17 protein-coding genes are annotated in these 19,214 nt (G+C 57.3%); 2 read left to right on the top strand and 15 right to left on the bottom strand.

What is annotated here, in order from left to right:
• Positions 1–39: 39 nt before the first annotated feature.
• From ACYU7Q_RS05365 to pseB, 11 genes are all read right to left on the bottom strand, one after another.
• A complete protein-coding gene (locus ACYU7Q_RS05365; RefSeq protein ID WP_460608400.1) occupies positions 40–1,347 on the bottom strand; it encodes a glycosyltransferase family protein in 1,308 nt (435 codons plus the stop codon).
• Positions 1,347–2,390, bottom strand: coding sequence for an N-acetylneuraminate synthase family protein (gene pseI, locus ACYU7Q_RS05360; RefSeq protein WP_460608399.1), 1,044 nt, complete (start codon positions 2,388–2,390; stop codon positions 1,347–1,349). The genes ACYU7Q_RS05365 and pseI overlap by 1 nt, the downstream gene beginning before the upstream one ends.
• A 121-nt stretch (positions 2,391–2,511) precedes the next feature.
• Complete coding sequence (locus ACYU7Q_RS05355) at positions 2,512–3,156, bottom strand: HAD family hydrolase (RefSeq protein WP_460608398.1); 645 nt, start codon at positions 3,154–3,156, stop codon at positions 2,512–2,514.
• A 5-nt stretch (positions 3,157–3,161) separates the two neighbouring features.
• A complete protein-coding gene (locus ACYU7Q_RS05350) occupies positions 3,162–5,138 on the bottom strand; it encodes an NAD-dependent epimerase/dehydratase family protein (RefSeq protein WP_460608397.1) in 1,977 nt (658 codons plus the stop codon).
• Positions 5,110–5,703, bottom strand: coding sequence for a GNAT family N-acetyltransferase (locus ACYU7Q_RS05345; RefSeq protein WP_460608396.1), 594 nt, complete (start codon positions 5,701–5,703; stop codon positions 5,110–5,112). The genes ACYU7Q_RS05350 and ACYU7Q_RS05345 overlap by 29 nt, the downstream gene beginning before the upstream one ends.
• A 121-nt stretch (positions 5,704–5,824) precedes the next feature.
• Positions 5,825–6,571, bottom strand: coding sequence for a class I SAM-dependent methyltransferase (locus tag ACYU7Q_RS05340; protein ID WP_460608395.1), 747 nt, complete (start codon positions 6,569–6,571; stop codon positions 5,825–5,827).
• Positions 6,572–6,598: 27 nt separating this feature from the next.
• Positions 6,599–7,486, bottom strand: a complete 888-nt coding sequence (locus tag ACYU7Q_RS05335) for a class I SAM-dependent methyltransferase (RefSeq protein ID WP_460608394.1) — start codon at positions 7,484–7,486, stop codon at positions 6,599–6,601.
• Positions 7,483–8,217 carry a cytidylyltransferase domain-containing protein gene (locus ACYU7Q_RS05330; RefSeq protein WP_460608393.1) on the bottom strand — a complete coding sequence of 245 codons (735 nt, stop codon included), beginning with the start codon at positions 8,215–8,217 and terminating at the stop codon, positions 7,483–7,485. The genes ACYU7Q_RS05335 and ACYU7Q_RS05330 overlap by 4 nt, the downstream gene beginning before the upstream one ends.
• A complete protein-coding gene (locus ACYU7Q_RS05325) occupies positions 8,217–8,870 on the bottom strand; it encodes a class I SAM-dependent methyltransferase (protein WP_460608392.1) in 654 nt (217 codons plus the stop codon). The genes ACYU7Q_RS05330 and ACYU7Q_RS05325 overlap by 1 nt, the downstream gene beginning before the upstream one ends.
• Positions 8,871–8,958: 88 nt before the next feature.
• Positions 8,959–10,146 (bottom strand): PLP-dependent aminotransferase family protein, encoded by a 1,188-nt coding sequence (pseC, locus tag ACYU7Q_RS05320; protein WP_460608391.1) that lies wholly within the window; start codon positions 10,144–10,146, stop codon positions 8,959–8,961.
• A gap of 16 nt (positions 10,147–10,162) precedes the next feature.
• Entirely contained in the window at positions 10,163–11,182 is a 1,020-nt protein-coding gene (gene pseB, locus ACYU7Q_RS05315) for a UDP-N-acetylglucosamine 4,6-dehydratase (inverting) (protein WP_460608390.1), read from the bottom strand.
• 162 nt (positions 11,183–11,344) lie between these two features.
• Here pseB and ACYU7Q_RS05310 point away from each other — a divergent pair, with 162 nt between their 5' ends.
• A complete protein-coding gene (locus tag ACYU7Q_RS05310) occupies positions 11,345–12,817 on the top strand; it encodes an MBOAT family O-acyltransferase (RefSeq protein ID WP_460608389.1) in 1,473 nt (490 codons plus the stop codon).
• A 2-nt stretch (positions 12,818–12,819) separates the two neighbouring features.
• Positions 12,820–13,740 carry a hypothetical protein gene (locus ACYU7Q_RS05305; protein ID WP_460608388.1) on the top strand — a complete coding sequence of 307 codons (921 nt, stop codon included), beginning with the start codon at positions 12,820–12,822 and terminating at the stop codon, positions 13,738–13,740.
• Between the two features lie 163 nt (positions 13,741–13,903).
• On the opposite strand, the gene ACYU7Q_RS05300 is transcribed toward ACYU7Q_RS05305, so the two are convergent.
• From ACYU7Q_RS05300 to ACYU7Q_RS05285, 4 genes are all read right to left on the bottom strand, one after another.
• Positions 13,904–15,595: an FG-GAP-like repeat-containing protein gene (locus ACYU7Q_RS05300; protein ID WP_460608387.1), complete on the bottom strand. Its 1,692-nt coding sequence runs from the start codon at positions 15,593–15,595 to the stop codon at positions 13,904–13,906.
• Between the two features lie 80 nt (positions 15,596–15,675).
• Positions 15,676–16,851: an acyltransferase family protein gene (locus tag ACYU7Q_RS05295; RefSeq protein ID WP_460608386.1), complete on the bottom strand. Its 1,176-nt coding sequence runs from the start codon at positions 16,849–16,851 to the stop codon at positions 15,676–15,678.
• Positions 16,784–17,821 carry a class I SAM-dependent methyltransferase gene (locus tag ACYU7Q_RS05290; RefSeq protein ID WP_460608385.1) on the bottom strand — a complete coding sequence of 346 codons (1,038 nt, stop codon included), beginning with the start codon at positions 17,819–17,821 and terminating at the stop codon, positions 16,784–16,786. Before ACYU7Q_RS05290 ends, ACYU7Q_RS05295 begins: the two co-directional genes overlap by 68 nt.
• A 68-nt stretch (positions 17,822–17,889) precedes the next feature.
• Positions 17,890–19,197: a glycosyltransferase family 4 protein gene (locus ACYU7Q_RS05285; protein WP_460608384.1), complete on the bottom strand. Its 1,308-nt coding sequence runs from the start codon at positions 19,195–19,197 to the stop codon at positions 17,890–17,892.
• Positions 19,198–19,214 lie beyond the last annotated feature (17 nt).

Below are 19,214 nucleotides of genomic sequence, written 5' to 3'. Positions count from 1 at the left end.
CGATGACATATATGGGGATTTCGTGAAAACAACCGAATATCAGATGGTTGTATCGGTCTGGTTCAGCCAGCTGTTTAATATTTCGGCGGTGCGCAATTGGCTGCGGCCTTCATCGGGAGTACCCAGCGTGGCATTGTAGTATGCAGCCCGCAGATAGAGGTCGGCGGGTTTGGATTGAGCGTATCGGCGCAACGCCGCCGCCAGCTCGACGGGGGTATCGGCGCGTTCCACCAGGCCCCGGGCGGCATAGCCATAGTAGTCGTTGGTGAGGGCAAAGGTGCCGAAGCGGAAGTAGATGCTGGCCACGTTCAGCAACGTGGCTTCGAGATGGGTGGAAGTGTCGGCAGCTACCAATGCATCCTGCCGCAGCAGGAAATCGAACACGTTTTCCTGGCGGGCGCTCGACCATTGCAGGGTGGGCAGCAGCTTCCGAAGCGGCTCGAAGTCGCGGCCGTCGCTGGGGTGCGGGCGTAGCGTGAAGGTCAGTTCCGGCAGCTCGCGCAGCAGGTAGACCAGCGTATCGACCAGGGCCGGCATGGGGTCGTGGATGTTGCAGGCAACACCCACCCGGCGCACGGCCGGCGCGGTGTTCTTTTGGCTGAGGTAGGCGTCGGCCTTGGGCATTCCCACCAGCTCCACACGGCCCTGCACGGGACCGCAGAGGCGGTATTTATCCAGCGCATCCTGGCCTTCCAGCAAGCTCAGGTCGAAGCCCAGAGGCGGGAAGTTGGCACTCACGCTGGCGTGCTGCACGTAGGCGGTGGGCACGCCCTCGGCGCGGCAGGCCAGCAGCAGGGAGCGGGTGTCGTCGTTGTGGTCGTTGGAAAACACTACCGCCCGAGGCCGGTTGCGCCGCAGCGCCCGCCGGTATACCTCATAATAGCCGATGGCGTAGAAAATGAAGTCGAAAAACCGCCACGCCCGGCCGCCATCCGTTTTCAGCAAGCCGAAAAAAGCCAGCGGAAATTGCCAGTAATACAGCAGCTTGCTTCGCAGGGAGAGCCGGTTCACCGCCGCGTTATACCGTCCAATGTTCTTGCCCTGACCCGCTACCAGCACGGCATCCGTCCGGGCCTTTTGGATGAACTCCAGGGCGTCGTAGTTGTTGGCACTCACCACGTAGAGCCACACTTTGCCGTGCAGGTCGTCGCGGTTTTTGATGGGCTTAAAAATGTTGCCCACCAGCCGCAATCCTGCGTAGCCCAGTACCCGTGCCAAACGCTTCATCGGGTTGGCCGGCGAAATATCGGCCAGCGCCGCCGCTGGCAAAGCCGCGAATATGGCCGTAAAGCGCAGCTGCAAAATGTCGCGCAGGCGCGGAATGAGCGGCAGGGTTCGGGCCGGCATTACAGTGCCTCCCAGGTCAGCGGCGTGCCGGGTTTCAGGTCTTTGGCGGCCTTGCGGCCCAGCACCACGCCCCAGTGGCGCGGCCACAGCCCATCGCCGGGGCGAATGATTTTTAGATTGTCCGTCGTGAATTCCTCTCCGGCCGCAATGGGCTTGGCCACGTAAATGCTGCGCTTGTAGAGGCGGCTTTTCTCTTCGCCAGTCTGGATGCAGAGCTGCACCGTGCCCAGCGCCTGGTGGGCGCGTTCGGTTTCTTCCACCAGACTTTTCAACTCGTGGGGTTCCAGCGAAAACGCGGAGTCTACACCACCTTCGGCGCGGCTCAGGGTGAAGTGCTTTTCGATGACGCACGCCCCTAGCGCCACAGCGGCCACGCTCGCGCCCACGCCCATGGTGTGGTCGCTCAGGCCGATGGGACAGCCGAAGGTTTCGGCCAGCACCGGGATGGTGCGCAGGTTGGTGTTGGCCGGCGAGGCGGGGTAGGTGCTGGTGCATTTCAGCAGCACCAGCTCGCGGCAGCCGGCTTCGCGCAGCACCCGTACGGCGTCGTCAATCTCGGCCAGGGTGGCGGCACCGGTGCTCACAATCACCGGTTTGCCGGTGGCGGCTACCTTGCGCAGCAGCGGCCAGTGGGCATTTTCAAAAGAGGCAATCTTGTAGGCCGGTACGTCCAGCGACTCCAGAAAATCCACGGCCGTTTCATCAAACGGCGAGCTGAAAGCCAGCATCCCATGCTGCCGGGCGCGGGCAAACAACTCGGCGTGCCACTCCCAGGGCGTGTGCGCCTCCTCGTACAGCTTGTAGAGGTTTTTGCCCTCCCATAGCGACTGACCCTCTTCGTCGATGGCAAAGCCGGTGTCCATCGTGATGGTGTCGGCGGTATAGGTCTGAAGCTTAAGGGCATCGACGCCGGCAGCGGCGGCGGCGTCTACCAGGGCCAGCGCACGGTCGAGGCTCTGGTTGTGGTTGCCGGACATTTCGGCGATAATAAACGGCTTGTGCGCGGGGCCAACCGGACGGCCGCCGATGGTAATTTCGGTCATGATTATTGGGATGCGAATCGGATGCGCAAAGGTACGTGCGACAATAGCGCGAAGTAGCCCGGACTTTTAGTCCGCGAGCAGGTGAGCGGCGAACGAGCAACTCGCGGACTAAAAGTCCGCGCTACAGCTCGTCCAGCGAATGGATGCTTCGGTCAGCTTCGTGCGCCGCATCGGCTTCGTAGTGAGCGTAGTTGCCCCGCAGAATACGCACTGTTTTGAACCCCAACGGCTTAATGCCCACGAAGTCTTTGCGCACGTTGTCGCCCACGTAAGTCACTTCTTCCGGCGTCACCCCTTCACGCCGGCAAATCAGCTGGAAAACGTGCGGGTCGGGCTTGGCACGGTGGCGGCCGTAGCGGTTGGTGAGGTAGGCGTGGCGCACCCGGCCGGCCAGGTGCAGCGCCGCCACTTTGCGGGCCTGCACCTCCTTGTGGCCATCCGTCACAATGTAAAGCGGCCAGTCGGCGAAGCGGGTGAGGCAGCGTTCGGCATCCGGAAATAAGCTCAGCGTGGGCTTGTGTTGGCGGTAGATGCGCAGGCTGGCCATTACCAAAGCTTTGCTCCACTTGCCGTATTGGCGCAACACGTTATCAAACACCTGGCCCCGGCCATGCACGGCTTCCTCGGCAATCATGCCGGCTGCCAGCGTTTCAGCGGGCACGCCCAGCAGCGGACTCAGAAACTCGGCCACGGCCCGAAAACCGCTGTGCACATAGCTCAATTCCGGGTACAGCGTGTCGTCAAGGTCGAAAACGAGAACGGGCATAATGGCTATTGCTGAGGGGAAGCCGGCATCACCACATCCGTTGCCATCCGCACCTGACGCAAGGGCTCCGCCACTGGTCGGAAGGGAAACTGCTGCAAATCAGTCCCAACAGCTTCCTGCAAAAACCAGAAAAATGAATCAACTCCCGCCGCGATGCCCAGCGTGGAGGCCCCGCCGAAGCGGCTGTTGCACTCAATGATGTGCAAACCGCCATCCGGCGTGAGTAGCGCCTGTAGCACAAACGGCCCGTAGAGCCCGAGTTTTTCAACAATGGGAGTAAGGCGGGCCAGTAGCTGCGGGTCGTGGAAAGTGGTGGTAATCTGCGACTCACCGCGCACCACCACGTCGCGGGTGCGCGCTACCATTCCATGTACCCGGCCGGCGCGGCTTACGTAGCCATCCACGCTGATTTCGCGGCCCTGGACAAAGGGCTGAAAGATGGGTTCACTCAGCGTTTGGGCGTGGGCCACGGCGGCGGCGTAGGGCAGGTTGAGGCCCAGGCTAAGCGAGCCGGCGCCGTGCCGCTCCTTCACCACAAAGGCGGCGTTGGGAGTGGGCTGGTCGCCGGCCAGCGTGTCGATGCTGAGGCTGGTGGGGATGATGGGCAGGCCGTTTTCCTGCCCGAAGGTGCTGAATTCGAGCTTGTCGAGGCAGCGCTGCACGGCTTCGGGCGGGCTCACCAGTACGGCAATGCCGACGTCGGCCAGGGCGGCGCGGTGCCGGCTCCAGAAGGCCAGCTCGCCGTCGCGGGTGGGGATAATGCGGGTGATGCCCTGGGCCTGGCACAGGCTGATGATGGCGGGCAGATGCTCGTCGGTCGTCATCGGCATCACCCAGCTTTCATCGGTGAAGTGAAAGCCAAGGGCCTGCGGGTTGAGGTCGCCGCCCACTATTTTGATGCCGGGGTTCAGGCGCTTGGCCGCATTTTTTACCGCATGGGCCAGCGGCACCTTGGCCGAAATACTGCTGATTAGAATGTGGCCCGGTCCTTTGGCAGCCGATGCTTCCGTGGCGGTAAGGGTATCCTGACGGGCGCGCTCGAAGGCAATGATTTCGGGAATGGCTACTTCAAGCGTGGTTGGAGGCAACCAGTCTATCTGGCTCGACCACAAGGTCATATCGGCCTGCGAAGCTTCAAACGGAATGTCGGAAGCTACGTACTTGGCCCGCATGCCGGGGAAGTTTTGCTTCAGCACTTCCACCACGTCGGCCACGCGGCGGGCGCGGCCGGTGCCCAGGTTCACCAGCCCGGTCACGGTTTCGGTGGCCGCTAGGCGAAGCAGGCCCTCGGCCGTATCGGCAGCGTAGAGGTAGTCGAAGAAGGACTCGGCCCCATACACTGTGATTTCCTCGCCGGCCAGCAGCATCCGCACCCAGCGCGAGGTGATGTCGCGCCCATTGCGCCCGTAGCCCCGGTATATGCGCGGGGCCACCGTGCTGAACTGCTGCGCCCGAAACGTATCCAGAAAGCGCAGCTCGATTTCGTGGGCCAGCTTGGCCATGCCCGTCAGGTTGCGGGGCAGGATGGGGTCGGTTTCGCGCAGGCTGCGGGGGGCGGTCGGCACTTCGATGAAGTTATAAAGCGCCGGGTCGTAGATGAGGTAACTGGACGCGAACACCACGCGACGCAGCGAAGGCAGGTCCTTCTGCACCGTCATCAGGTGGTGGCTGAGCTGCACGTTGTGCCGGAAATTCTCCTCCCAAAAGCCGTAGGTTTCGGTGGAGCGCTCGAAGGTGGCCGCGAGGTGAATGAATAAATCGGGCGCGAAATCTGCGATTTCGGCTTCGGTGAGGAAATTCAAATCGCCTTGCCGGTACTGGAACTGGGCCGGAAAGTCGGCCGGGCGCGGCTTGATGTCGCCTACCAGTACTTGAATATCAGTATTTAGCGTGGCCAGTCGGCGCGTCATTTCCTGGCCAATTACGCCGGCCCCGCCGCTGATAAAAATTCGTTTAAAGGGCAGTTCCAAAGGCTGTGGCATAGTCGGCGGCCAGCTGGCCGTGCATCAGTGAGTCGGTAAAAGTACCTGGCGCGAGCTGGATGTGCTGCCGCAAACGGCCTTCCAGCTGGAAACCAGCTTCTTCCAGAATGGCAATGTGGGCGGGCCGGATGTCGTAGGTTTCGGTGAAGAGGCGGTTGAATTTCAAGCCTTCAAATGCCACCTGGCCCAGCAGGCGCAGGTGCGCTAGAAAATCCTGGCGGTACGTAGCGGCATCAGCGGCCCGAGCGGGCTCAACCAGAAATGATACCTCGGCGCGCAGGTCCGGCCAAGAGAGGTGGACGAGGCCACCGTAGGCAACCAGCTTATCCTCATGCAGGAGCGAGAAAAGCAGCTGGCCGGGCTTTTCCTGCTCAAAAAGCGGCAATACTACACGCTGAAAATAAGTGTCTTGCTGCTCCGCAGTGAGCGGTGCGGCCTGGCGTAATACTTCGAGTTGGGCGTTGCGCCAGGCCCGGATGGGCTCCCGGTCGTCGTAGCGAATGGGGATGAGGCGGTAGGCTCCGTAGCGGTATTCGGCTTGCGGGAGAGGGCGGTAGGTGGTCACGGTCAATGGTAAAAGACGGTCATGCTGAGCGCAGTCGTAGCATCTCTACCGCAATAGTAAATAAATTACTTACGCGGTAGAGATGCTTCGACTGCGCTCAGCATGACCGTTTCAAGGAAAATTACACCACCAAATACGAAATCAGCGGGTTGAGCGGGCTGCGGCGCAATGCATAGTTGGCCACCCCAAAAACTTCGTCAAATGCCAGCGTTTCGCCCGGGAATTCCGGGCAGTTTAGCTCATCAAAAGCGACGATGGCCCCTTTGGTCAGGCGCGGGCGTATGGCTTCGAGGCAGGCCTTGGTGGGGGCGTAGATGTCGAAGTCGAAGTAGGCAAAGGCAATGACGGTTTCGGGGTGGTCGCGCAGGTAGCGGGGCACGGTTTCGGAAGCGTCGCCGGCCACCAGCTCAAACTTGCGCTTGTGCGGAATGGGGCTGTCGGCCTCGTGCAGGGCCAGAATTTGGGTGAGGTATTCCTGGTAGTTCTCGGTCACGCCGTAGTCGCCTTCTTTCACTAGTGCCCCATCCTTGGCATCTACCGAAGGGAAGCCGCCGAAAGTGTCGAAGCCAATGATTTTGCGGTTGTAGTTGAACGGCTCGTAGATGCCGCGCAGGGCATGCATCAGCGCCAGGTTCTGGCCCCAGCGCACGCCGAATTCCATGGCCACGCCGTGCACCGGGATGATTTGCTGGTAGAGCTCGGTGAAGAACAGCAGGCGCGAAAACGTCTGCCGGTTTAGGTACAGGCCCAGGTTGTTGAGCAGCTCGGTGTTCGGAATCGGCGACTCGCGCAGGGTTTGGGCGAAGCCTTCGCGGCGCAACTGCTCGGGCGCGGAGGCCCCGCTGAGCACGGATATTGGGGAGGACATGGACATGATTTGGGCGTTGGCCGACGCTTAGGCCGGCTGCAAAAATGCAACAATACTGCGGCCCAGCCCCACGCCGGCCAAGGCTTCATAATAGGCCGCTACGGCTGGCAGGGGAGCCGTGCGCAATAGGAAATTGTCCTGGGCCAGGCGGGCGCGGTGAGCGCCTTTACCCGCGGTGCGGTCCATAACGTAGTTAGTGGCGGGGTTTAGTAAGTTAAGGTCAATGGGCTGGTCACCAATAACTTTTGCAATGTGCCAGTTGGTTGCTTCGGCCAGATTACGCAGGCCGGACTGGGTGAAATACGAGAGGTGGTCGGGTAGCACGACCCAGAAGGGCCGGTCGATTTGGCCGGTGTCCAGCAGGTGCTGTTGCAGGGCCGAAAAATCGTTGGGCACGTCTACCATCAGCACACCTCCGGGCTTAATCAGCCGCCGGCAGAGGTGCAGCAAATCGGCGGGTTCGAGCACGTGTTCCAGCACGTTATCGAGCCAGAGCACATCGAATTGCTGGCCAGAAGCCACCAGCTTTTGCACCTCCTCATACAAGTCGCCGGTGCGCAGCTTCTCCCGCAGCGCCGGATGAAATTTTTCCAGACTGAAGCTGCTGAAATCCAGCCCCAGCACGTCCCAGCCCTGTCGCTGGAAGTAGTCCAGCGCCCAGCCCTCGCCGCTGCCAATGTCGAGGAAGGAGCCCGTGCCCTTTGCCTCGCGCAACTGCTCCAGCACCCAATGGCGCAGGCGCAGCTTGCCTTCAATGTGTTCCAACTCCTCGGCCGGGTACTCGGGCTGATAAGTAGTCAGGTTTTCCTGATAGTAACGTTTGGCGTAGTAGTCGCGCAGTTCGGCCGGGGTTGGCTTGTCCTTGATTTCGTAGAAGCCGAACTCGTTCTGGCGAATGGTATCGGGCAGGGTCATGTGGTTTTTTGCTCGATGTGCGCGTTCAGGGCCATGATTTCGGGGTGCGCTTCGAGCAGGGCCAGCAGGTCAGCCGCGTTCAATTGGTCGGCGTGGTGCTGCTCAATTAGCGCCTTCAGCACGGCATAATCCTCGGCCGTGTCCAGCGTGATGCGGAAGCGGCTGAAGTCGCCGCCGGGCCACACCTCGTCGCGGTAGATGACGCGGCCCACCGTGGCCGGGTTGGCCTTGAGGTAGGGCGTGACGTGCTCGCGCTCATAGGGAAGCGTGGCGTTGGCATAAGCCTCGGCCAGCATTTCCATCGAGAAAATCTCAAAATCCAATCCACGCGGGAAAGTGCGCACGATGGAATTGGAGCGGTACACCAGTGGGTTGCCTTCTGCCAGATAGCGTTCTACGGCCGCGCCAATCAGCGGGCCGTCCACCAGCGGGCAGTCAGACGTGACGCGCACGATGACCTCGAGCCCAAACTTCTGCGCCGTTTCGTAATAGCGGGCCAGCACATCCGCTTCGCTGCCCCGGTGGTAGGGAATCTGGTGGCTTTCGGCATAGGCGGCCAGCACGTCGTCGGCCGGCTCAGTGGTGGTGGCCAGGTAGATGGGCAGGCCGCTTTGCCCGGCGCGGGCTACGTGGTAGTCCAGCAGCGGGCGGCCGGCGGCGGGCAGTAGCACCTTGCTCGGCAGCCGGGTGCTGCCCATCCGCACCTGCGAAATGATACCGGCGCGCTGCATTATTCGGAGACTTTTTCGAGCAGGTACACCACGTCCTGGTTGCCGCGCTCGGCATCGTTGATGTAGGGGTAAAGCTTCTGCTTCACCAGGCGCAGGTTCGGGAAGTTGTTCAGGAACACCTGCGCAAAGTCGGTTTTCCAGAGGAAGCCCTCATTGCCGCGGTACTTGATGGGCGTGGTTTCGGGGGCGTAATACTCGTAGCCCATGATGTAGCGGCGCGAGGTGCGCACCATTTCGCCCATGATGCGCGGCAGGTCCTCCGGCGCAATGTGGATGAGTACGCCGTTGGTGCAGGTCACGTCGAAGTAGTTATCCTTGAAGGGCAAATCGAAGCCGCTGCCTTGCAGGATGTTCACGCCGCGCACATAATCGCGGGCCTTTTCCACGGCATATTGCTGCAGTTCAATGCCATACAGGTTGGTGAAGCCGGCGGCTTGCAGGCCCACCAGCTGCATGCCGGTGTTGCAGCCCACTTCCAGGATGCGGGCCTCCCGGGGAAGGTCGCCAAGGAATTCGGCGTTCATTTCCAGCTTGGTGTGGCCGTAGAGGTCGCGGTAAAACGCGTTCCACTCATCGAGCGGGCGCGAGTTGCGGTCGGTGTATTCGCGGCCGAAATCGCCGGCCCAGAAATCTTCTTGTTGGGTATGCTGCAAGGCTTGGAAGTGTTGAATGTTAAGGGTTGAGTGTTGAATTGAAGTTTCAGTAGGGAGTTCTCGAATTGAGCACCCGCCAACTCAAGATTCAACCTTCAACACTCAAAAATTCGCTGATACACGCCACCACGTAGGCTTGTTCCTCGTCGGTGAGCGTGGGGAAGAGCGGGATGCTGAGGCAGTGGGCATAGTAGGTTTCGGCCAGCGGGAAGTCGCCCGCTTTCCAGCCCAGGTCTTCGTAGTAGGGCATGCGGTGTACCGGGATGTAGTGCACCTGCGTGAAAATCTGCTTGGTTTTCAGGAAATCGTACAGGCCTTTGCGGTTGGCTACTTCGATGACGTAAAGGTGGTAGGCATGGCCGGGGCGGCCGGGGGCCAGCACCGTCACGCCGGGCACCTGGGCAAAGGCGGCATCGTACTGCGCGGCTAGCTGGCGGCGGCGGGCCAGGCCCTCATCGGCGCGGGCAAGCTGGCTGAGGCCGAGAGCGCAGTTGAAATCGGGCAGGCGGTAGTTATAACCAAGTTCCTGCATTTCCATGTACCAGCCGCCGTCTGGCTCGCGCCGCAGGTCGGCCGGGTCGCGGGTGATGCCGTGGGTGCGCAGGCGCAGCAGGTGGTGAAACAGCGCTTCAGAATTGGTGGTAATCATGCCGCCCTCGCCGGTGGCAATGTGCTTCACGGGATGGAAGCTGAAAATGGCGAGGTCGGCAAACTGGCCGTTGCCGCAACGCTGCTCCTGGCCTTTCGAGTCGATGAAAAAGCCGCCGGGCGCGTGGCAGGAATCTTCGATAATCCATAGGCCAAACTCGTCGGCCAGCTGGCGGGCTTCCTCCAGATTCACGGCTAAGCCAGCAAAATCAACCGGAATCAGGCCGGTGAAATAGCCTTTGGGATGCGCTTCGAGCAACGCTCGCACTTTTACCAAATCAATCAAACCCGTAGCCGGGTCGATGTCAGCAAAGTGGACTTCGCCGCCGCAGTAGCGCACGCAGTTGGCCGAAGCCGAGAAGGTGAGCGGCGTGGTGATGACGCGCTGCCCGGGCTGCACGTTCAGGGCCAGGGCGCAGAGGTGCAGGGCGGCGGTGCCGTTGCTCACGGCCACGGCGTAGCGGGCCCCCACGTAGGCGGCAAACTGCTTTTCAAACTCGGCCACGGTGGGGCCTTGCGTGAGGTAGTCGGCGTGCAGGGCCGCCACCACGACGGCCACATCGGCTTCAGTAATGTTCTGGCGGCCATAGGGCAGGGGCCGGGTGGGGTGGAAGCGGGCTTCTGACATTAGGCCGGCAAGTTACTTAAACTGCAAATTCGGGGTCAACGTGCAGGCGGATTTCGTCGCGAATCTGCTCCGCCGTTAGCCATTCCTCGTTGTTGAACGAGTCGTACTGGAAGCCCAGCGGCACGCGCTTGCCGTCGAATTCTGCGATAAACTTGTCCACGTCCCAGGTCGGCATCGAGGGCAGAATGACGTAGTAGCGAGCTAGCTCGACGGTGCTCAGAGCATCGGTTTCGGTAATCATGGCTTCGTGCAGCTTCTCGCCGGGGCGGATGCCCACAATTTTCTGCTCGCACTCCGGGCCGATGGCGCGGGCCACTTCCGTGATTTTGTAGGAAGGAATTTTCGGCACGAAAATCTCGCCGCCCCAGGCGTGCTCCAGTGCATAGAGCACGAGGTCGACACCTTCTTCAAGCGAGATGTTGAAGCGCGTCATGTCGGGGTGGGTGATGGGCAGCACGCCGGTGTGGCGCTGCTGCAAAAAGAACGGCACCACCGAGCCGCGCGAGCCAATTACGTTGCCGTAGCGCACCACCGAAAAGCGCAAATCGCGCTTGCCTTTCATGTTATTGGCCGCCACGAAGAGCTTATCGGAGCACAGTTTGGTGGCGCCGTAGAGGTTGATAGGAGCAGCGGCTTTGTCGGTGCTCAGGGCCACTACGTCCTTCACGCCGCAGTCGAGGGCGGCGTTAATCACGTTTTCGGCCCCGAAAATATTGGTCTTGATGCACTCCATCGGGTTGTACTCGGCGGCGGGCACCTGCTTGAGGGCGGCGGCGTGAATCACAATGTCGATGCCTTCGCAGGCGCGGTGCAGCCGCTCGCCATCGCGCACATCGCCAATGAAATAGCGAATGGCCGGGTACTTGGCCGGGCTAAATTCCTGGCTCATCTCATACTGCTTCAACTCGTCGCGCGAGAACACCACGAGGCGCTTCACCAGCGGAAATTGTTCGAAAACGGTGCGGACGAATTGCTTGCCGAAAGAGCCGGTGCCACCCGTAACAAGGATGGATTTGTGGTTGAGGTCGAGAGCCATGAAAATTGATAAGCCAAAACAGGACTGCAAAAGTAGTCGGCAGGAATGTAGCGTGGACTCTGCGAGTCCGCGCCCGGGCGAACCGGAACGGCTATACGCGGACTCGCAGAGTCCACGCTACATTCCCGACCTTTGGCCCGCGGAGCTGCTTCCGCCTTGCGAATGCTATTCAATTCCCTCCATTTTCTCGTCTTTTTTCCGGTAGTCGTTGGGCTGTATTATGGCTTGCCGCCGCGCTGGCGCAATACCTTGGTGCTGCTGGCCAGCTACTACTTCTACATGAGTTGGCGGGCCGTGTATGCGCTGCTGCTGCTGGCCACCACGCTGCTCGACTACTACAGCGGCTACCGCATGAGCCAACTGCCCACCAAGGCACAGCGGCGGCCGTGGCTCTACCTCAGCCTGGCCAGCAACCTGGGCACGTTGTTCATCTTCAAGTATTTCAATTTTTTTCGGGACGGTATTGTGCAATTGGCTACGGCGCTGCACCTACCTGTTGGCACGGGGCCGGCACTGGGGCTACTGTTACCGGTGGGGGTGTCGTTCTACACGTTCCAGTCCGTCGGCTACATCATTGATGTGTACCAGGGCCGGCTGGAAGCGGAGCGGAATTTCGGGCGGTTTGCGCTGTTCGTGGCGTTTTTCCCTCAGCTGGTGGCCGGGCCCATTGAGCGCGGCGGGCACATGCTGCCGCAGTTCCGGCGCGAACATCAGTTTGACTATGCCCGCATTGTGAGCGGGCTGCGGCTCATGGCCTGGGGCCTGTTCAAAAAAGCAGTGGTGGCCGACCGGCTGGCCCTGCTCGTCAACCCCGTGTTCAACAACCCCCGCCAGCACCCCGAAGGCCCGCTGCTGGTGCTGGCCACGCTGGCCTTCACCTTCCAGATTTACGGCGACTTTTCGGGCTATACTGATATGGCCCGAGGCGCCGCGCGGGTGCTGGGCTTCGATTTCAACCTGAATTTCCGGCAGCCCTACCAGTCGGCTTCGGTGCCCGAGTTCTGGCGGCGCTGGCATATCTCGCTGTCGAGCTGGTTTCGGGATTACCTGTATATCCCGCTGGGCGGCAGCCGAGTATCGCCAAGCCGTGCCTATTTTAACCTGTTGGTGATATTCTTGGTAAGTGGCCTCTGGCACGGAGCCAACTGGACGTTTCTGGTTTGGGGCGGCCTGCACGGCATCTATCTAGTGCTTAGTACTTGGGCGCGGCCCTGGCGCGAGCAGCTGGCGCAGCTCACGGGGCTGGCGGCGCGTCCGGGCCTGCGGCGTGGGCTGGGCGTGCTCATCACGTTCGTGCTGGTGGCCTACGCCTGGATATTCTTCCGCGCCAACACGCTGAGTGACGCCGTGTTCATCAGCCGCCATCTATTCAGCGGCTGGCAGAATCTGCACGCCCGGCAGCTAGCCACGCTGCTGCTCGATTTTTCCCAGCACTACCGCCCTGAACTGGCCGTGGCCGCCCTCGGCGTGGGCCTGATGCTGCTGGTCGAATACTTCGCCAGCCGGTGCAGCCCGCAGGTATGGCTGGCCGCGCAACCCTTCGCTACGCGCTGGGTGGGCTACGTGGGACTGGCCCTACTTATCCTGTACCTGGGCATTTTCAACAGCACTTCGTTCATCTACTTTCAGTTTTGAAAATGCCTGCACGGGTTGCCGTTACCAAGTTGCTGCTACGCCTGGGGCTGCTGGGCGGAGCGGGCCTGTTGGGGGCCACACTGCTGGCCCCCGTGGTGCTGCGAGGCGGGGTGGATGCGTTTTACGGGCGTTTCACGAGCCCGCCGGCAGGCTCGCTTATTCTGGGTACGTCGCGGGCGGCGCAGGGCATCCGGCCGGCGGTGCTGGCGGCGCGGCTGGGCAGGCAGTTTGAGGGGCCGCTGCTGAACTATGCATTCACGCTCACGCACTCGCCCTACGGCCCGGCCTATCTGGCCAGTATCCGTCGTAAGCTGCGGCCCGAGGTGCGCAACGGCTTGTTTATCCTGGCCGTCGACCCGTGGTCGCTGTCGCTCACCGGCCCGGAAGGGACGTTCCCGGAGGACCAGTCCTTCATCGGCCAGCTCCATCAGGTCAGTCAGAATCCCAACCTGCCCTATCTTACCCGCTACCAAACCAAGCCGCTCTACCGCCTGCCCCTCGACTTCGCCACCGCCACCGAGCGCCTGCACCCCGATGGCTGGCTCGAAGTCAACATCGGTACTGACAGCGCCCAAGTTCGCGCCCGCACTGCCCGCAAGTTGCAGGACTACCGCCTGCTGGCTGCCAGCCAGCATTTGTCCGAAGGCCGTTTGCAGGCCCTGCGCCAAACCATTCAATTCCTGAAGCCGCATGGCCGTGTGGTGCTGGTGCGCCTGCCGGTGGGTGCGTCGCTGTTGCAATTGGAACAGGTTTATCAGCCGGGGTTCGACCAATTGATGCGTCAGATGGCGGCATCCTTCGCTGTGCCTTACTTGGATTACAGTACCCAGTCCTATGCCACCACCGACGGCAACCACCTGCAACGGGCGGTTAGCGCGACATTCAGCCAGCAGCTAGCGGCAGATTTGCAGATTGTTAGATAAATACTGCTAGAGTAGAATAACTATCTGACTCAATAAAAAGCACCGTCAACTTCTCCGAGGAAAGGCTGGCGGTGCTTCTTCTTTTTAGCAGTTCGATTTGCTAATACGTTCATTTAGCGCGGCTATTAAAGAAATAATGCCTACGCGTCTGCTCGTATATAAATTATTCTATTGTCAAGCTACGAGTTTGATTTCCTGAGCGAACTATATAAAGCCCAGAGGGCAAACTTTCAGGCAATGGCAACTGCATGAGGCCTTGGGTAGGCATTGTAGCGTGAGCAACCTCACGTCCTAAAGCGTCAAAAATTGATACTTTGTCCCCAGGTGAAAGACCTTTGATATTAATATTCCGATGTGCAGGATTTGGAAAAATTGTAAAATCTGAGGGTTTCGAAGAACTGGCATTTGCTAATATGCCTGAACCATTATTTATCCGTTCGCTCACGCTATTACCCATAAGATTAGTGACAAGTATGTCCAAGTCGCCATCACCATCAATGTCAGCCGCGGTAACACTACTAGGGAAATTTCCTGCTAGAAAATCCGCCCCGTTGCTAAAAAAACCGTTCCCATTATTGAGCCGTAAACTAACAGAATTGCTACCCGCATTTGCTGCAAGTAAGTCAAGGTCACCATCTCCATCCACGTCAGCAGTAGTTATTCCTCGGGGTTGGCTACCTACCTGTATGTCGTATCCCGTAGCGAAAGTCCCGTTGCCATTATTAGGACGTACGCTTACAGTTGTAGATTGATAGTTAGCCGTTAAAATATCTGAATCACCATCGTTATCAACATCAGCCAGCGAAATTGCAAAAGGAAACGTTCCAACAGCTAAGTCAGAGCCCCCACTAAAAAGGCCACTGTTGAAGCTGTTTAATCGGATACTGACAGTATTACTAGCACCATTGGCCGCTACGAAATCCAAATCACCATCATTATCCAGGTCGGAAAGGGCTATATTTTGGGGTTGACTTCCAATCGAAAACTCTGCCCCCCCACTAAAAAAACCGTTGCCATCGTTTAGCCGCAAGCTGACGGAGTTGCCACCGTAGTTCGCTGTGACTGCATCTAAGTCGCCATCCCCGTCTACATCCCCAAGAGCAAGACTGCGGGGCTGCGTACCTACCGAGAAATCTATACCGTTGCTGAAGATGCCCGAACCATTATTAATACGGACACTAACAGTATTGCTTAAGTAATTGGGCGTAAGAAAATCTAAGTCGCCGTCTCCATCAACATCACTTGTGACCACGATGTAGGGGTTAGTTCCTACTGGAATTTCAATACCGCTTCCAAACAAGCCACGGCCATTATTCAAGCGCACACTAACGGTGTTGCTAGCAAAATTGGCTACTACAATATCCAAGTCGCCATCTCCGTCCAAATCTGCTGGCGTTACTCTGTACGGTTGGCTGCCTACAGCAAAGTCCGCCCCCCCGCTAAAAAAGCCTGTTCCTCCACTAGCCGCAGTAGTGAACTGATAAACATATGGCATAGCCAGAGTACCTCCTGAAGTGCCTTGAGAAGATGTAGTAATTGTAGCTTGAACAACTTCGCCAGGACGGAAGTCATAGGTAGGCCCAAATTGAATAGTATTGCTGTTCACAGAGTTGTTTCCACTGTGGCCAGTTCGCAAGCCCCCACGCTGGGAGCTAAATACTTTCAGGGCTGTGGCTGAGTTGGCGTTCAATGCAGCGTTGAATCTGGCAGAAACTAGACTTCCACGAGCAACATTGCCAGCGTTTTGTGAAGGCGAGACCCCAGTAATTGCCGGTTGCGCGAAAACTGATATTGGCAGCAAAATGCCAAGTGGTAGTGCTAGTCTTTTAGAGGCACACAGTAAAGGAAATTTCATTGAATCAGAAAAGAAGGTTGGGTGATTGACTGCAATTCGAGCTTAGACCTGATGTAGAAGGGCATTTTTTTACCCCTCTACTAGATAGGTTCTTGGCGCTTCTGGTTGAATTTTATAAAGAAACGTTCAAAATACTGGTAAGACAAATAACTGACCAATAAAGAAATGATTATTGATGTATATAATAAATTAATATTAGATATATGAAATATTTTTACAAATTTAGAGAAAAAAGCCTTCGTGAAGGCATACACTAATGGATGGAGCAAATAAAGAGAATAACTGGCTTGGCCAAGCATCAAGAGCGGCTTATCAACGGGACTCGATGTATGTACAAGACTGAAAAAGCTGTAACAAATCAGGAAACAACTAGAAGTAAAAAATAATCTATTCGAGCCGGTTACAAGTGCAATAGCATTGCCCTGTATGGGGATAAGTACAAAAGCAGTGAACCCAATTAATCCAAGAATTAAGCTTAACCAACCTTTCATCCTGGGAGGACTAATGAAATTGCCAATGGCAACGCCTCCTAGAAAAAAAAGAAATTGATTTAGTGGATTAGTGTATGTATGCCATTGGGCAGATAATGGAAGGTTTGAATAAAGCCTATTGAAAGCAAAGTAACCGCTGATTCCAAATGCTGACACCAAGACCAAGAAAAATCCCCTTTTGAATTTTTTTATGAGATAAACCAGCAATGGGAAAGCGATATAAAAGCATAACTCATTTCCTATTGACCAAGCACCTGTCGCGAAATAAGTATCCCATTTAAACAATCCGAAAAGCCCGGTAAGATTTAGCAATAAGTCAATTCCATTTGGAATGTGCTTCGAGATTGCGATGGAGAATAACGTTGCTAACCACAGTAAAGGGAATATTCGGAAGAACCTTTTATTATAAAACTCCCGCAATTCAGTGGTCGTTAACTGGAGTTTGGAGCTGTATATATAACTGAGGGTCTGGCCGCTTAAAATATAAAAAATCGCAACACCATAAATTCCAACCCTTCCTAAAAATGAGCTTGCGGCTTGTTCTCCAAAACTCCAAGAGGAATAATGATAGACCATTATTCCAAATGCTGCCAACCCGCGTAAGTAGTCTAATCCGGGTAATCGTGCTTTTGCTTGGGGCATTGAATTGTTTGTTGGCATAACGAATTGACGACGGAAAGATTCGGTAGTAGAAAGATTAATTCCGGGCTTTCCAAAGGGCTTGGAAATAGCCGCCGGTTTGCGATACTCGCCGGTGAGCATCATAGGCATCATCTTCTTCAACTAAAGTATAGCCGCTACCGAGCATTTGATTGTAATCAACAAAAAGAATTGGCTTGACAACGCCCGATTCCTGAGAGCTTTCTTTACCGTTTCGGGCCTGCATTAAATACACCCAAGTACTGTTACCTTTCACATAGTCCAGATAATTGGCTACGATATTTGGCTCCATTTCCCCGAAGCTGGCAGCATTCCAGAAAATATCAAACTTGAAGTTTTTCAGCAGAGGAAACTGCCAGTTGCCAAACATATGTATTTTGGCTTTTTCTAGCTTAGAAAGGTCTGTGAGGTCCAAATTCTTTTCTGAGCTAACAATTTCATCCTGGCCAAATACATTCTCTAGGTATTTTTCGCATAGATACAACTGTGCGGGAAGGTCGAAGCAAAGTATAGTTAGCTTCGGATACATTTTTTTAAGAATTTCTACCTGAAAGCCTGAGCCTGAACCAAGCTCAACGATGGTTTCATCGCCTCGTAGTTTAATGTGCTTCTGTGCAAAGCAGTATCGTACATAAAAGCTCAGGAACTTCATCGTGTATTTCTTACCCTTGATTACAAACAAATCAAGGGGCTTGCCAAAGTCGCTGGCTTCTAAATCGCTGATAGGATAAGCTTCAGACAAATGACCTTGAAGACTGCTGTGCTTATAAGCCATTTCCTGGATATCAGATAGCCTCAAAGAATAAGGAAGTGAGGCTCGGTTGTCAATGAATAGCTTGCGAACTAATTGACGGCCAAATTTTACATAAAATGGCATCCGTGGGTGGTAATAATATACCAAGTCGTTGAAGCCAAAAGTGGTAAAAATCGGATACTTCCCGCTTCGCAATTCGCTCAAATCAGCCTGTTTGACTTCTTCCGTGATTTGGTCTTCATACGCCCGCCAGTACCGACCGGCCTGAAATATTTCAGGAGCATTCCGATAGGCTGCATTGAGTTTGTCTAAGTGGTTCATGTTGCTTGAGTCAGGATGTTCTATTTTATTAATGTAGAGATGTTTATGGCTGTACGATTTCAGTACAGTTACATGATTATACCAGCCAACCGCCCCGCCAGCGCCTGGCGCGAGTAGCGCGAATGGCTCACTGCCGGCAAATTGAGATTGGGATTACTGCGCCATTGCGCTACTAGTGCTTCCAGCGTTTCGTGCATTAGGGCAACGTCTTCGTAGGGGAGGGCCTGGCCCGCGCCGCATTCTTGGAGCAGGTTATCGGCATCAGAGCCAGCCGGGCCCACGCAGAGAATGGGCTTATTGGCAGCTAGGTACTCGAACACCTTGCCGGGCAGGATGCCGAAATTGCGTGGCACGTCCGGAATGGCCATGAGCAGGGCAGAGGCGCTCAGCAGGTATTCTACCGACTTGTCGTGCGGCACAAAAGGAATATACTCCGTAACTGGCAGGAGGCCGGCTTGCTCAATCTGCTGGCGCAGCTGGGCCGAAACCTGGCCCACGAAGCGCAGCCGCAACGGCACGTCGGGGTTGGTGGCGGCGCAGGCGGCCACAGCTTCCAGCAAACGGTTGATGTGGTAGAGCTCGGTGATGGTGCCGGTGTGCGTAATGCGCAGGCAATCGGTGGGCGGCGGCGAGGGCTGGCGAAAATCCGACTCGTCGTAGCCATTGGGCAATACGTGGAATTTAGCGGCTGGCAATTCCGGAAGTTTGGCTGAAAACAGCCGTTTAGTTTCGGGCGAAGTCACCAGCACGGCGTCGGCTTCAGTCAGCACTTGGCGCTCGTAGCGCGCATCGAGCCAGGAGGCCAGGGGCGTGTGATGCAGGTCTTTGTAGTAGTAAATGTCCGTCCAGGGGTCGCGCATGTCGGCCAGCCAGCGCAAGCCGTGGCGGCGCTTCAACTCCAAGCCAATGAGCTGGGTGGAGTGCGGGGGCGACGAGGTGAGCACGGCATCAAACTGCTCGCCGGTGGCCAGCAGTTGCTCCACGGCCGCCAGCGCGTGGCGGTTCCAGCCCCGGCGCGGGTCCGGGATGAACAGGTTACCGCGCACGAAGCGTAGGGCCTTCTGCATCAGGCCCGGCTTGCCTTCGTTGGCGAAGCCGCCGTAGGGCACGGCGCGGCCCGTCAGCTTCTTGTAGCTCTCAAACGGCTCCGAGGTTTTGGTGCGGATGACGCGCACGCTGGGCGGTACTTCGGCCAGCAGGCTTTCATCCAGCACGGGGTAGGTAGCCTGGTCCACGGCCACGGTTATCACGGTGGGCTCCACGTTGAAATGGCCCAGGTGCTTCACAAACTTGAGGCAGCGCTGCACGCCGGCCCCGCCCGAAGGCGGCCAGTAGTAGGTGATAACGAGCAGGCGCAGAGGGCGGGATGATGACACAGCAACCGGAAACAGAA

The organism is Hymenobacter terrigena, from assembly GCF_054776515.1.
Note: the sequence above shows the minus strand (reverse complement) of the source record. Positions and strands in the feature narration are given on the sequence as shown.

Coding starts and splice junctions, on each gene's coding strand:
- ACYU7Q_RS05305 (WP_460608388.1), top strand. CDS start 12,820: ATGCCTGCACGGGTTGCCGTTACCAAGTTGCTGCTACGCCTGGGGCTG.
- ACYU7Q_RS05350 (WP_460608397.1), bottom strand. CDS start 5,138: ATGCCACAGCCTTTGGAACTGCCCTTTAAACGAATTTTTATCAGCGGC.
- ACYU7Q_RS05355 (WP_460608398.1), bottom strand. CDS start 3,156: ATGCCCGTTCTCGTTTTCGACCTTGACGACACGCTGTACCCGGAATTG.
- ACYU7Q_RS05300 (WP_460608387.1), bottom strand. CDS start 15,595: ATGAAATTTCCTTTACTGTGTGCCTCTAAAAGACTAGCACTACCACTT.
- pseC (WP_460608391.1), bottom strand. CDS start 10,146: ATGTCAGAAGCCCGCTTCCACCCCACCCGGCCCCTGCCCTATGGCCGC.
- ACYU7Q_RS05365 (WP_460608400.1), bottom strand. CDS start 1,347: ATGCCGGCCCGAACCCTGCCGCTCATTCCGCGCCTGCGCGACATTTTG.
- ACYU7Q_RS05330 (WP_460608393.1), bottom strand. CDS start 8,217: ATGCAGCGCGCCGGTATCATTTCGCAGGTGCGGATGGGCAGCACCCGG.
- pseI (WP_460608399.1), bottom strand. CDS start 2,390: ATGACCGAAATTACCATCGGCGGCCGTCCGGTTGGCCCCGCGCACAAG.
- ACYU7Q_RS05340 (WP_460608395.1), bottom strand. CDS start 6,571: ATGTCCTCCCCAATATCCGTGCTCAGCGGGGCCTCCGCGCCCGAGCAG.
- ACYU7Q_RS05310 (WP_460608389.1), top strand. CDS start 11,345: ATGCTATTCAATTCCCTCCATTTTCTCGTCTTTTTTCCGGTAGTCGTT.
- ACYU7Q_RS05335 (WP_460608394.1), bottom strand. CDS start 7,486: ATGACCCTGCCCGATACCATTCGCCAGAACGAGTTCGGCTTCTACGAA.
- pseB (WP_460608390.1), bottom strand. CDS start 11,182: ATGGCTCTCGACCTCAACCACAAATCCATCCTTGTTACGGGTGGCACC.
- ACYU7Q_RS05290 (WP_460608385.1), bottom strand. CDS start 17,821: ATGAACCACTTAGACAAACTCAATGCAGCCTATCGGAATGCTCCTGAA.
- ACYU7Q_RS05295 (WP_460608386.1), bottom strand. CDS start 16,851: ATGATGCTCACCGGCGAGTATCGCAAACCGGCGGCTATTTCCAAGCCC.